Origin of the sequence: Pontibacter silvestris, assembly GCF_020907275.1 — a bacterium.
Classification (GTDB): Bacteria; Bacteroidota; Bacteroidia; order Cytophagales; family Hymenobacteraceae; genus Pontibacter; species Pontibacter silvestris.
The window spans coordinates 1-14127 of the sequence record NZ_JAJJWI010000032.1 but is presented as its reverse complement, the minus strand read 5'-3'; the positions used below and the strand labels follow the sequence as shown (position 1 = coordinate 14127).

Genomic DNA, 14127 nt, shown 5'->3' with positions numbered 1-14127 from the left:
TTTAATTTAGTAAAGAGATCTGTCCTCCCAGCTTCATGCCTGGTTGGCAAGGTATAGAAAAGATGTAGAAGATAAAACACTATACAGAAGTATAGTGGATCTATGTGTAGCAAAATTAAAGGAGGTTTTTATCAAGCATCAGGTATAGAGAAAGTGCCTTGAACCAAGCCTTCAGAAGCTTTCACTCACAATAGTATATCCATAAAAACCATAGCCGATTCATTTTAAAAGCTTTAGCTTTTTAGAAACAATTATTTAACCAAACATTAATATTTCAGAAATCAAACAAGGGCCTGCCTTCTCCTATACTTGCAACTTTAAAATGAGGCCTTAGAAGTCTCTGCTATTGTTCCTTCTTTTTGGTAGCACATTAAGGCCATCAACAGGAGATGAATAAAAATAAAAGAAAGTGCCTGAAATAAGCTGACCTAAAACACATAGCACTAAGCTAGAAGCCATAACAGAACTGGATTCGGCGCTGACTTTTAAGAAGTTCAAGGACAGATATCAAACCATAAACAATTAATTCAATTAATCAGATGAAACATGTTGTACGTCTCCGGTTCGGGCTACTACTAGCACTGGCCCTATTAACTTCCCTTGCAGGGTGGGCACAGGGTAGAAATGGAAGCATAAAGGGTAAGGTTCAAACTGTTACAGGTGTGCCTCTTCCAGGTGCCACCGTTGTACTTACTGAAACCAGCACTGCCACTTCCACCGATCAGTCAGGAAATTATATTTTAAAAAATATTCCTTCAGGTAACTACACCCTTAAAGTAAGTTTCCAAGGGTTTACTCCTCATAACGAAAAAGTTTCCCTTAAAGCTGGTGCAACTGAAACGGTCAATGTAAGCCTGAAGGAATCAACTTATAATATCAATGAGGTGGTAGTAAGCACGCAAAAGCGAACTCAGACTAGTATTGAGGTGCCAATCGCAGTGTCTGCTCTGGATGGAAAGACGCTTGACAGATTGAACATCACGGAATTTGATGCCTTGGCTGAATATGTACCTGGCCTGCAAATACAGCTGCAAAGCCCCAACAACCCTGGATTTGTTATTCGTGGTATTACCTCAGATGACGGGGACTCACGTGTGCAGCCACGCGTTTCTGTTTTTCAGGACGGTGTTTCTATTTCAAGAGCTAGAGGAGCTGCTGTGGAACTATTCGACATGGAAAGAGTAGAGGTTGTGAAAGGACCACAGGGAACGCTTTTTGGGCGTGGCGCACAAATTGGAGCCGTACACCTTATCCAAAACAAGCCTGTGGACTATGTTACGGGTGAACTAAAAGTAGGCTATGGTAACTATGACCAGAAAATTGCAAGAGGCTTTATCAACACTCCTATTCTGGAAGGAAAACTGCTAAACCGATTCGCGTTTTCCTATAACGACCGGGACGGCTTTATCAATAACAGGTCAGGTGGAAAACTGAATGGCAAAAGCACCTATGCTTTTCGGGATGTGATTCGTGTATTGCCGGGAGAACACACCACTGCTGATTTGATCCTGAACTATCAATATGACGATTATCCGGGTACAAGCTTTAAAAGCAAGGCCTATGCTCCTGCTGGAGGTGACACAGAGCCTAACACAACTGCTGACCTGGAGCAAGGTGAAAACCTGTATATTAAGCGCAACGTGTTTGGTCCTACCTTAATTGTCAACCACAATTTATCCGGGCGTTGGGCACTAACATCCACATCAGCATACCGTTATTTTAAAGCTGATGAGTCGTTTGATGCTGATGGTACTGCCGCTCCGGCCTTATGGCTCTCTGAGGTTGCAAAAGGTGAACAGGTAAGCCAGGAGCTAAGATTTAACTACACTAATCAGGAGAAGTTTTCTGGTTTCTTTGGAGCCAACTACTTTTATGAAAATGGCTATCAGAGAGTACCGTTTCGCACAAATGAACAGAGCATGTACACCTTGTTTATACCTGCTATCAGACAGCAGATAGAGGGTAATGCTCAACTAACTGATGCTCAAAAGCAAGGTTTACTAGACGCTATTCCGTTAGTACCGCTGGTTACGAATGGTGTGCCAAACTATGTGACTAACATACCAAACATACCTGCTGTTTTCAATGTGTTTGCAGGCGCACCTTTAAGTACGTATCACGAAGAGGAGAATACCAACTTTGGTAAAACAAGTGCTTTCGAAATCTTTGCCGATGGTACCTATGATTTTACTGATAAGCTTTCTGTTACAGCAGGTCTAAGAGGTACCTATGAGAAACAAACAGGTGCTTACCAGTCTAACCCTTCTGCTACACCTAGCCCTTTAGGAATATTTCTGGGAACATATCCTAACATTTTGTTTGCCCCATCTGAAGAAAAAATATCTACTACCAAAGACTATTTCTCTTACGTAGGGCGTTTAGCAGCAAATTATCTGTTCAGCAGAAACTCTATTTATGTGAGTGTAGCACGTGGTCGACGACCTGGAGTAATTGATGTACAACCTGACCAAACCACCTATCTGAAGCCGGAAATTGTGTGGAGTTACGAAGCCGGTGTTAAAGGAAATGTGCTGGGAGGTAAGCTTAACTATGACTTCAGCACTTACTATTACGACTGGAACAACTTCCAGACGACTGTTTATAATCTCAGCGCTGGTGGCCTAGGCCAATCTATAGACGCCGGCAAAGCACATAGCTTCGGTATCGAAACAGGGTTAAAGTATAACTTTATGCAAAACAGCAGCGTGTTTGCCAACTATGGTTATATCAATGGTGAGTTTAACGACAAAGATTCTGATGGTAACCCACAGGAATATGCTGGTAACACTTTCCGTTTAACGCCTAAACATACTATTTCAGCTGGCATAGACTTTAATAAAAAGCTTGGTGATATTGTTGGATTATACGTTCGACCAAGCTATTCTTATAAGTCTAAGGTATATTTTGAAGACAGTAACAGCGAGGCACTAAGCCAGGAAGGCTATGGTATAGCAAACTTGATGGCTGGTTTTAGCTTTAATAAGGCAACACGGTATGAGATAGGTGTTTTTGCTAAGAACCTCTTCGACGAAAAGTACATTATTGATGCCGGTAACACAGGCAACGCTTTTGGCATTCCAACCTTTGTAGACGGGCAGAGAACACTATACGGACTAGAATTTAAAGTAAGCTTCTAATTCAGCTCATTTGCTTCAATACAGGTTATCCGGATTAATTATGTCGGATACCTGTATCTTTTTTTCTACTTATTGAAGAAGCTTCTCCTGAGTATGAGAAGCTTGCCTATAGCTGTTATCACACTTTACTTAACAGCACCAGCACAAAACAAACTAAACAGTCAAGTGGGCATCCGACTGAACAGACATTAATCAATAAGTTATATTTTATAGCATGAAGATATTTTTTTATTCCATCCTGACTATTATTACAGTAGCGGTAGCAGCATACCTTCTCGGTCCGAAACCCGATAAGCCAATGTATAGCAAAGAACTTCCAGAGGTTCCCGAGAACCTCTCTGAACTGGAAAGATACCTTAGAAAAAAGGAAGGTGGTTTACCTGTAAAGCCAGGTAATGAAGCTCAGATTATTTGGGCAAACGACTCAGCCAGAACACAAACGGAATATGCTGTCATCTACCTGCATGGTTTCTCTTCCAGCCACGAAGAGGGAAACCCTGCGCATAAATACTTTGCAAAAAAGTATGGATGTAACCTTTTACTTACCCGTTTGTCAGACCATGGATTAAAAGTTGATGAACCTATGCTTCATTTTACGGCTGACCGGCTGTGGAACTCTGCACTGGAAGCTTATGCTATAGGTCGCAGGTTAGGCAAAAAGGTGATTTTAATGAGTACATCTACAGGAGGAACTTTATCTCTTAAACTGGCTGCTGAGTTTCCTGAAATTCATAGTCTGATTATGTTTTCTCCTAATATCGAAATTTACAATAATTCTACAGCAATATTAAACGATCCTTGGGGGCTACAGTTAGCCAGATATACTGCAGGGGGAGAAAGTGTTAACATCCAGAGGAGTGATGAGCACAAAAAGTACTGGTACGACAGCTATCGACTGGAAGCAGTAGTCCAGTTGCAGGAGCTTGTTGAAACGACCATGACACCCGAAACCTATAACAAGGTAAAACAACCTGTGTTGCTACTCTATTACTATAAAGATGCACAGCATCAGGATAACGTGGTAAGTGTGGAAGCTATGCAAGATATGTTCAAGCTGTTACGTACCCCGGGGTCACAAAAAAGAAAAATGGCCATACCAGAAGCTGGCAACCATGTTATTGCCTCCCACCTGCGATCGAAAGATGTAAGATCAGTAAAAACAGCAACTGAGCAGTTTGCTGAGGAAGTACTTAAAATGAAGCCTGTAGAGGAAAAAAATGGCTCTTTTTCCGAAGTATTTGTTTTAGAAAGTCAAGAGCAATGATGTTTTCATACATTCTTGAATGTAGTAAGGCTATAGTAAAATCTCAAATTTTCCCGGCAGATTGCTCTTGTGCCTGCCGGGAAAATGCATCATAGTATAGTACTTGCATAACTATGACAGTTTAGCCTGTGTGCTGCTAAAAAGTACATTATCATATCTACTTTTGAGTCCTAAAACAGCTTAGGCATTCATCTGAATATCCATTATCTTGTTGCGCTTGCGGCTCTCTTCGGCCATGAAGCCCATAATATGCGATTCTATAGATTCATCAATGGTTGATGTAAGAAGCGAGGGGTTCTGCTGCGATACCGCCTGAACGAAATCACGCACTAAGAGCCAGTCTCCTCCTCCATGGCCACTGTTCTTGTAGTTCTCTACATCTTCTGCTTTCGGAACCAGTTTTAGCTCTTTGCCTGTGCGGAAGTCAGTTATGACCAACTCTTTCATGTCTCCTACCATATCGCCCATAGAGCCCATAATGCGGGTGCGCCGCCCATGATAGGAAGTGAAAGCCTCCATAGAAAAGCTGGCGGTTACATTGTCGGCAAATTGAATGCTGGTAATATAATGGTCTGGCTGATCGTTATCCATACGATACACACAGCGCCCATAATTTGTAGTTCTAAGGCGATTCATGATAAAATCACTATGTTTGCTCTTATCTTCAGGTAAGTCCATCACATAAAGCCTTTTGCGCTCATCGTGGTAATGTCTTACAGCTGAATAAGGACACTCCCGTTCTACTTTACAGCCATCCATACACCGGGCAGTACTTCCTTCCGGGGCATTTTCTTTCCTAAACCACTTCAGGTCACCCATGGCAACAATACGATGGCTGGGTTTGTTGATTACCCACTTAATGATGTCGAGGTCGTGGCAGGATTTAGCAAGTATGATTGGGGTTGTTTCTTTAGAGTTGTGCCAGTTACCTCGCACATAAGAGTGCGCCATGTGCATGTGCTCAACCGGCTCAAAGTGCTGCACACTTATTACTTCGCCAATAGCCCCCTGCCCTATTAGTTCCCGCATTTTCACAAAATATGGTGCGTAGCGTAACACGTGGCAAACGGCAACAATACGGCCTGTTTTCTTGGCCAGTTTCAGAATATCACGACATTCTTTCTCGGTTGGGGCAATAGGCTTTTCCAGTAGCACATCGTATCCCATAGCTAAAGCTTTCATGCAGGGCGCATAGTGCAAAGCATCAGGTGTAGAGATAATAATGGCATCAGCAAATTTAGGTTTATCAAAGACCTGCTCCCAGGTTTCAAAGCGGTTTTCATCCGGTATCTGGTGCTTTCGAGCATACTTATCGTTTCGATAAGGAATTGGCTCTGCCACACCCACAATCTTAAGCTGGTCAGGGAAGTTAGCAGCGAAATTACCGTATACAGTGCCCCGGCTGCCTGCACCTAGAGTGACAGCTGTCACTGGCTTAGCCAACGACTTGTGAAGAGGGTTATCAGCTAACCTGTAAGAAAAAGTATTATCAGAAAGTTTAGCTAAAGCATCTGTATTAATAACGGCAGCACCAATGCTCAGGCCAAGCGACTTCAGGAGGTTTCTTCTGTTCATGGAGTTTTTAAGTTAAGCTAATATTTCAGAACCGCTACTACAGGCAAATGATCTGAAGCATAAGGTTCCATTATGACCTCGTTGCTTGTGACACTGAATTCAGCAGTAGGCGTGAAGGCAATAAAATCAATTGTTTTGGAGGGGTTAACAACAGGAATTGTAGGAGCACATGTCTGGCAGGTGCGGGTAAAGTACTTATCCAGCAGTTGGATTTCATTTGACTCAGGCGTGGAATTAAAGTCTCCAGCTATAACAAAAGGAAGCTTTTCTGAAGAGGTGATTTTCACGATCTCTTCCATCTGCAATTTCCTGTTACCGGGTTCTTTCTGCGCATCCAGGTGTGTACTTCCAAAGCGTATGGCAGAGCCATCAGGCAGCGTAATTTTTGCTGTTGCCAGTATACGTGGTTCTCCATTTGTTTCTGTTTTGGTGGGCAGCCGGTTTACAACTGTTTCTGATAAAGGATATTTGGAGAGTATAGCGACGCCATACTCTCCGCCTTCATAGTCAATTGCTTTTCCAAAGTAGTAGTTCATATCAAGCCTGTAGGCAATTTCCTCTGCCTGGTTATTTGCCCCCGACCGTTGCGTATGCACGTCTATTTCCTGGAGCGCTACTATATCAGGCTCCTGCCTTTCAATTACTTTGGCAATGGCATCAATGTCTATATAACCTTCTTTAGAAGGCGGATTGCAATGGTGCACATTATAAGACATTACCTTAAGGGTATGTTTACCTTTGGTACTAGCTGCAGGTTTTGATGCTGCATGCTTAGAACTGCTGGAACAGGAAGCCACCCAAAAGGCGGCTCCTGTCATTAAAATAAAGATTAAGTTTCTCATGGTTTTACCAGCCTGGGTTTTGTCCGAGAACAGGATTCTGTTGAAGTTGATTGAATGGAACAGGCCACAGGTAGTTTTTGCTTTCGTCAAACCTTCTTCCTGTGTTTACAATCAAATACCCGTTCTCATCTGTTGGGTAGCCGGCAGCATAGGTCTGGCTCCAGCTAGGGATAAGGCTCTTTTTAACCCCTTTTACGTCCTGTGCCAGAAGCTCTCCCTGCTTCCATCGCAAAATATCAAAATAACGCTGCCCTTCACGTGCCAGTTCTACTCTACGCTCTCTCCTTATCTCGTCTCTAATATCCAGACCATGCGCTGCCAGTTCTGCTATATTCATAGGCACCATACCCACTCTCTCCCTCAGTTTATTAATAGTCATATCAATATCCTGCTGCGTAAGAGTACCTTGCTCCAGCCGAGCTTCTGCATAAGTCAACAAAACTTCGGCATAGCGGAGTAGGTGAATGTCGTTATCATCTTTATTGTAAGTTCCTACAGCAGGAATATCTGTATATTTTGTAAAGTAGTACCCTGTGGCCGTCACACATCCTTTTTTATCGGCATTGAACTTTGGAAGGTTGAAAACATCATTGGGTTTATCATCCTGGTCGCCATCGTCTTTCCCTCCCCACTCAGAACCAGGAGCCAGAATGGTCTGCGTCATACGAGGATCTCTGTTCTTGAAGATATCTTCGTAAGATTCTTCACTGTACAGAGGTGAGATTTCAATAGGCAAGCCATCACTTGCCAAGTAAGCATCAACTAATGATTTGGTTGGGCAAAAGCGTGATGTCTGGTCAGGCACCTGTGTTTCACGGCTCATATTGTGCATCGAAACGTTTTCCAGGTAAAGCCTTGCCAGCATCGTTTCCTTGTTTTTCCCATTGGCGAGCTTGCCTTCATCAGTAAACAATTCATTGTAACTTGTTGAAGGATCACCGTTTGAGTATAATTCGTAAACTCCCAGATCCATAACAGCTTTGGCGGCAGCCTCCGCTATATCATACCGGCCATAAAACAACGCTACTCTTGCTTTCCAACCTAATGCGGCTCCTTTTGTTATTCTTCCTAAATCGTCACTTCCATAGGACGTTGGCAAACCTTGAGCTGCCTCTTCCAACTCATTCAATATAAAATCAACTACTTCCGCTTGCGGTGTTCGTTCTCCATATACTTCCGGATCGCCTATGTCTAAAGTTTTCGTTACAAGCGGAACATCTCCAAAGAAAAAGGAAAGGTAACTGTAGAGAAAGGCTCTCATAAATCTTACTTCTCCAACATATTGGTTTAGCGTTTCCTGATCTACAACTCCCTCTGCATTTGTATAATTTTCCAAAAAGTGATTACAACGGCGTATACCTTCATATTGGTTAGTCCATTCGCTATCAAGTGTACCTGCAGTAAAGTCAAAATTACCACTGGAAATAGCCTGGTAATCAGACCTTGGAGGATAAATAGTATTATCTCCCAAATTCTCCATATCTGCAAAGTTCTTGCCTTTTAAATAGGCATAAGTGCCGTTTACCGCTAGTTCCAGTTGCTCTTGCGTTTTCCAGAAGGTAACATCAGTGATGGCATCAAGCGGCTGTCGTTCTAAAAATTCATCATCACAACCACTAAGCGAAGCTCCTAAAAAAACTGGTATGGCTAATGACGCGAAGCCAAGAGAAGCTTTGCGCAATAACGATCTGCGAAGGTTATAAATATTTTTATGTCTCATGATAAACTTGTGTTGCTGGTTTGTGTAGAAAAGGAGCAGAAAAATCTGAAACACTATGTTATTTGCGCACTGCTACTGAAGCATTTTTATTAGCTATCAGTTAGCTACAGGCTTTAGCTCCTTACATTAACCTGTATTACTTTAATTTTAAATTAACTCCGAAAATAAAGGTCTTTACCTGGGGGTACATTCCTCCATTGGTTGCTGTACCTCCTAAGCCAGCAGTTTCCGGATCATAAGCGTAGAAATAGTCTGTTTTGGTAAGCAGGTTTTCAGCAGACACATATACCCTAAGCTGATCAATCCTCAGCTTGCTTGTCAGGTGATTGGGGAGTGTATAACCTAGCTGTATATTCTTCAGGCGCAGGTACGAAGCATCCTGCAACCAATAGTCAGACATGCGCATTGTTGAGTTGCGTGTATCGGAATACGTAAAGCGAGGGTACCAGGCATCCGTATTTTCAGGCGTCCATCGGTCACGGTGCACTTCTTGTGGGAAAGCCCCATTTACGTGGAATGTATGTATACCTGGTCCGGTTAAATAACCGTTTGCTTTGCCAACTCCCTGAAGGAAGAAAGAAAAATCAAAAGCTTTGTAGGCAAAGTCACCTCTTAAAGAGTAAGTATAGCGAGGAAACGCATCACCTATTACTGTGCGGTCTTTATCCGCTGTGATTTTACCATCACCATCAAGGTCGCTGAACTTTATGTCACCAGGGCCCACTTTTCCGGCATCGGCATCAAATATGGGGAAGTTCGGTATCAGCTTACCGTTTTCATCGGTTGTGAAATCCTCTACCTGCGCCAGCCCGTCTGTTTTGTACCCGTAGTAGGCATCAATCGGATAACCTACATCGCGTATTCTATCAGCGATTGTTGCAGGTGCTCCACCTAAATCAACTACTTTGTTTCTTACATCAGATAGCTGCGCTACAAAGCCATAGCGGAAGTCATTTTTCTGATCGCGCCAGCCTAAGCTAATTTCCCAGCCTTTATTAGAGACTTCCCCAGCATTCTGGTCAGGCACATTCAAACCTATAACAGCAGGTTGTGGCACTTCCAATTGAATGCTCTTTGTTCTTCTATCAAACAAATCACCGGAGAAGGTTAGCCTGTTATTAAGAAAACCAAGGTCCAGACCTATATTTGCCATACTTGCTGTTTCCCACTCCAGCAAAGGATTGGCAAGCACCTCTTGTGCGAGTCCATTAGTCAGTTCGTTTCCTATAGGCATGGTTGATACTGACGACAGTGCCGGGATATAAGGATACCATTCAGCATAGCCATTCATATCAGATCCATATTGCCCGCCCAGATCACCATAAGATGCCCTAATCTTTCCTTCGCTTAACCAAGACAGTGCTGAACTGTTCATAATAAAGTTCTCTTGGGTAAACCTCCATCCTACTGAGACAGAAGGGAAGAATCCATAGCGCCTTGATGGAAGATACCTGGAAGAACCATCATAGCGGGCATTTACCTCCAGCAGGTATTTGTCGTTGAAACTATAGTTTATCCTTCCAAAATAAGATCTTAAAGCCCACTGATAAGCATCTCCGGTTGCCCGTGGATCGATACTACCCAAGTTAAAAACAGGAACATCGTCACTTACAAATCCCATTTTAGAGGCATACCAGGCGTCGTACCTGAACTCTTCCTGCTGATAGCCCAGAATCACTTTGAAGTCATGCGCCCCAAAAGTTGTGTTGTAGTTTAAAAGCCCAGATAACAGTTCTTTCCTTTGTTTATAATCCCGGTTTTCCAGTTGATTATCTGTCCGGTTGCTGTACCAGAAATCTCCCGACTCAGGATAGAAATAATCTATTTTGCGTGAAAAAATTGAGCGTAACTGATTAATGACATTCAAACCATATTGCGTTCTCAGGCTTAAGTTTTTTAAAATATGAATTGTTGCTGCCACACTTCCGTAAAATTCCTGAGAAGTAAAGTTATTATACCCTCCATCAGTAGCGACTGCAACAGGGTTACTTGATCCGCCCCCGTAGCCCCAGGTACCGTTTTCAAAACGAACAGGGTCAAGCGGCGACATGGTTAAAGTTGTATAGATAGGTCCGGTGTTATGATCAGTACCGCCGGCAGGTTGGTTTTGCTCACGATCAATATAATTAAGATTCACATCTAAGTCTAACAGGCCTAAAAGCTTTTGAGAATTCAGACGGAGCCTGGCATTATTACGGTTCGCCCAGTATTGATCTCCTACCACAAGTCCTTTCTGATCCAGGCGGCCAAAGGAAGCATAGTAGCTTAAATCTGAAGACCCGCCATTCAGACTTATATTATGGTTTTGTTGAGGTGCATAATCTTTGAACAGTTCCTCTGACCAGTTTGTGTTTGCATAATAATTAGGGTCAGAGCCTTCTCTTGCCATCTGTATCTGCTCATCAGTATATGTTGTAGGAAGGTCCACGTTTCGTTGCGACTCATTAAGCATTTCCATATACTCAGCTGAGCTAAGCATTTTTGGTAGCGCTGTTGGCTTTTGCACACCATAGTAGCCATTGTAACTTAAAGTCGGCTGCTGATTAAAACTACCACTCTTTGTAGTAATAAGTATAACACCATTAGCTGCTCGGGACCCATAGATAGAAGCCGAAGCTGCATCTTTCAACACAGAGACACTCTCAATATCATCTGGATTAATAGAGTTGATATCTACATCTGGTATTCCATCTACTACAACAAAAGGTTCTGAATTATTTAAGGTTCCAGTCCCTCGTATGCGAAGGCTTGCACCCGATGCACCAGGAAAGCCCGACGCATTTACCGCTGTTAAACCAGGTGCCAAACCTTGCAGAGCAGATGCAGCATTTGTTACAGGCCTGCTCTCAATTGCTTCGGCATTGATCATCTCAACAGCACCGGTCACATTTACCTTTTCCTGTGTGCCATACCCAACTACCACCACCTCATTAAGATTCTGTAAGTCTTCCTGCATGGTAATAGTTAAACTTTGGCTGTTCCCTGAAACTTCCTGCTCCACTCGCTTAAAACCTATCATGGAAAAAACAAGCACATCATTATCCTTCACCGTAATAGAGAAATCGCCATTAACATCCGAAACTGTACCTGTAGAAGTGCCTTTAACCGATACAGAAACACCTGGCAAAGGATTAGCTTCAGCGCCCAGTGTTCTTCCTTTAATGATATATGCATCATCCTGCGTCGTTGCAGGCTTGCCTTTTTTGGTGATGAGTATTTTATCCTCCTGTTCCTGATAAGTAACAGGAGTAGAAGACAGCAGTTGGGTCAGAATGGTTGCCACAGATATGTCAGAAGCTTGAAGCGACACATCTTTATAAGGTTCTATTAAGCTGTTTTCGTAAATAAAACGCAGACCGCTTTTCTTTTCAATCTCACTAAAAGCATCTTTTAAAGATATATGCTGAAAATTAACTGAAATGATTTTTTCAGTGACAGTTTGGGAATAGCTAACAGGGGCTGCCTGTGTATGGAGGCTACCCGTTAGCAGCACAGCCCACAGCACTTTTTTTGCCCTTTGAGCAGTTATGGGCATTTTGGTAGAAAAAAAATTCATAGATTTAGATGGTAATTGATAGTTTGAAAGCTGTTGTTACTTTGACGTCAGGCATTGATGTCGTGTTGGAGCCGTTGCTGGTGCGAACAGTAGCGGCTCCTCTTCTTTTGATTTAAGTTATTTCATATACCTCCTTTTCTGATTTTTCCTTTGTACCACATTTTATTTTAGTGTCTTGCGAGCGAACGATGCTACAGGGCTTCTCAGTACCATTCTAGCTCTTCTGCCCGAACCTGCTTAGACTGCAATCCTATAATGATTTTTAAAGTCTCTGTTACATCCTGCAACGGTTCACTATTCTTAAAACTGGCTGTTATTCTCTTAGCTGCCAAAGCTGGGTTACTGATGGTTATGTGCTTGCCAAATTTATTTCCTAGAACTATGGCCACGTCGGCAAGCGCTTCATCTCTGAACTGATAGCTGCCTTTTTCCAACCACCAGTCTGTCATCTGAGCATCGAACCGGCTTTTGATTAGACTTTTGGTTTGCTTGTTATAAGTGGCTTCCTCGCTAGCTACCAACATTACTTGCTGCGGGCCTTCAGACACAGCCACTTTACCCCTGGTAACAGAGACACGCATTAATGATGAATTTTTATGAGACCGGATGTTGAATGCAGTACCCAACACCTTGGTTTTTAAATTGGCTGCATGCACAACAAATGGTTTGGTGGTATCGCGGGAAACATCAAAGAAAGCCTCCCCTTCCAGGTATAACTCTCTTGTGTTACTGGTAAAGTGCTCCGGGTACTTCAGCTCACTGTTGGCGTTAAGCCAGACCTGGCTACCGTCGCTTAAAGCTATCCTGCTTATTTCGCCTACAGAAGTCCTTACAATAGTATGTTCAGGCTGTGAGCTACTTTTTAAATAAAAGAATAATGAAGCGCTAAACATCAGTAACAGAAAGGCTGCAGCAACTGTCAGGTACCTATTACTGAACCGGCTCCAGAGAGGTACTACCGAAGTGTTATTGGCTTCTAACGTATCATTTTTATAAGGCAGTTGTTTACGAATCCGGTTCAGTAGACGTGTTTGTACCAGTTTTTCGTGTGCGACATTTTTAAAAACAATAATATCTTTTTCTTTCTCATCAAAAGAAGCGTACCACTGTTCCAACTGCCCCTTTTCTTCCGGGCTCAGTTTATTGTGCACTGCTTTATTGAGCAATTGTTTTAACTTGTTCTTATCCACTTCAGGTGCGTTTGTGAATATACTCGAACAATAGAGCCGGTAGTACTAGATGCTTTTTTGAATTAACAGAAAGGTAACAATGGAGATATAATTTGATTATTTAACCAGTGATTTTGTTATGCCAATGTTAAACAGGAAAACAAAAAGGTAATGAGTGGCGCATAGTCATTAAGGCTGGTGCGCAGTCTTTTCAAAGCAGAACTAATCTGGTTTTTTACTGTTTGGTTTGAGAGGCCTAACGTGTCAGCAATCTGTTCAATACTTAAAGATTCTCTACGGCTGAGCAAGTATACCTGCTGCATTTTCTCGGGCATCCGGTTAACCTCCTCCTGTACGCGCAGCTCAAGTTCATTGGTAAGCAAAGGTTCATCACTATACGTTAAAGAAAACTTTCCTGCAGCAAGCTCTTCTTGTTGATAGGACGCCTTTAAATGTTCTTTGCGTAAAAAGTCTATAATCTTATATTTAAGCGCCTGATGTAAATATGCCCGCAAGGAACCTTCATTTTCAAGCACAGATGGCTTCTGGACGAGTGAAAGGAAAATATCCTGCAAAATATCCTCTACATCTTCTTCTGATTTCAGGCGCCGGTATGCAACGACGTATAATTCCCTCCAATACTTTATATATACTTCTTCTAACGTACGGTGGCTTGAACCTTTCATCACGGCAATACAATTAAAGGCAGGAAAAGTAATCTATTCGCCTCCAAATGTCGTTACGCAATATTACCTTATCTTAAAGAAAAGAATATCTAAAGGTTAAGATTGAGATGTTTGAAGACATTTGCTTAATTCTAAATACACTCCACTCCTGTCTTTGTCGGCTCCCCAACTTTAGAAC

At 42.5% G+C, this 14127-nt stretch carries 8 protein-coding genes; 2 read left to right on the top strand and 6 right to left on the bottom strand.

Annotated features, from left to right (window positions below):
* Positions 1–539: 539 nt before the first annotated feature.
* The gene (locus LN995_RS19410) at positions 540–3137 is read left to right on the top strand and encodes a TonB-dependent receptor (protein ID WP_229962750.1); all 2598 of its coding nucleotides are present in this window, start codon (positions 540–542) and stop codon (positions 3135–3137) included.
* Positions 3138–3351: 214 nt separating this feature from the next.
* A complete protein-coding gene (locus tag LN995_RS19405) occupies positions 3352–4401 on the top strand; it encodes an alpha/beta hydrolase (protein WP_229962749.1) in 1050 nt (349 codons plus the stop codon).
* Positions 4402–4581: 180 nt separating this feature from the next.
* Here the strand turns inward: LN995_RS19405 and LN995_RS19400 are convergent, their stop codons facing one another.
* The 6 genes from LN995_RS19400 to LN995_RS19375 form a co-directional block, all read right to left on the bottom strand.
* Positions 4582–5976, bottom strand: a complete 1395-nt coding sequence (locus LN995_RS19400; protein WP_229962748.1) for a Gfo/Idh/MocA family protein — start codon at positions 5974–5976, stop codon at positions 4582–4584.
* A gap of 17 nt (positions 5977–5993) precedes the next feature.
* Positions 5994–6818: an endonuclease/exonuclease/phosphatase family protein gene (locus LN995_RS19395; RefSeq protein WP_229962747.1), complete on the bottom strand. Its 825-nt coding sequence runs from the start codon at positions 6816–6818 to the stop codon at positions 5994–5996.
* Between the two features lie 4 nt (positions 6819–6822).
* Complete coding sequence (locus LN995_RS19390; RefSeq protein ID WP_229962746.1) at positions 6823–8538, bottom strand: RagB/SusD family nutrient uptake outer membrane protein; 1716 nt, start codon at positions 8536–8538, stop codon at positions 6823–6825.
* A gap of 136 nt (positions 8539–8674) precedes the next feature.
* Complete coding sequence (locus LN995_RS19385; RefSeq protein WP_229962745.1) at positions 8675–12094, bottom strand: TonB-dependent receptor; 3420 nt, start codon at positions 12092–12094, stop codon at positions 8675–8677.
* 203 nt (positions 12095–12297) lie between these two features.
* Positions 12298–13245 (bottom strand): FecR family protein, encoded by a 948-nt coding sequence (locus tag LN995_RS19380; RefSeq protein ID WP_229962744.1) that lies wholly within the window; start codon positions 13243–13245, stop codon positions 12298–12300.
* 155 nt (positions 13246–13400) lie between these two features.
* Entirely contained in the window at positions 13401–13949 is a 549-nt protein-coding gene (locus LN995_RS19375; RefSeq protein ID WP_229962773.1) for an RNA polymerase sigma factor, read from the bottom strand.
* Positions 13950–14127 lie beyond the last annotated feature (178 nt).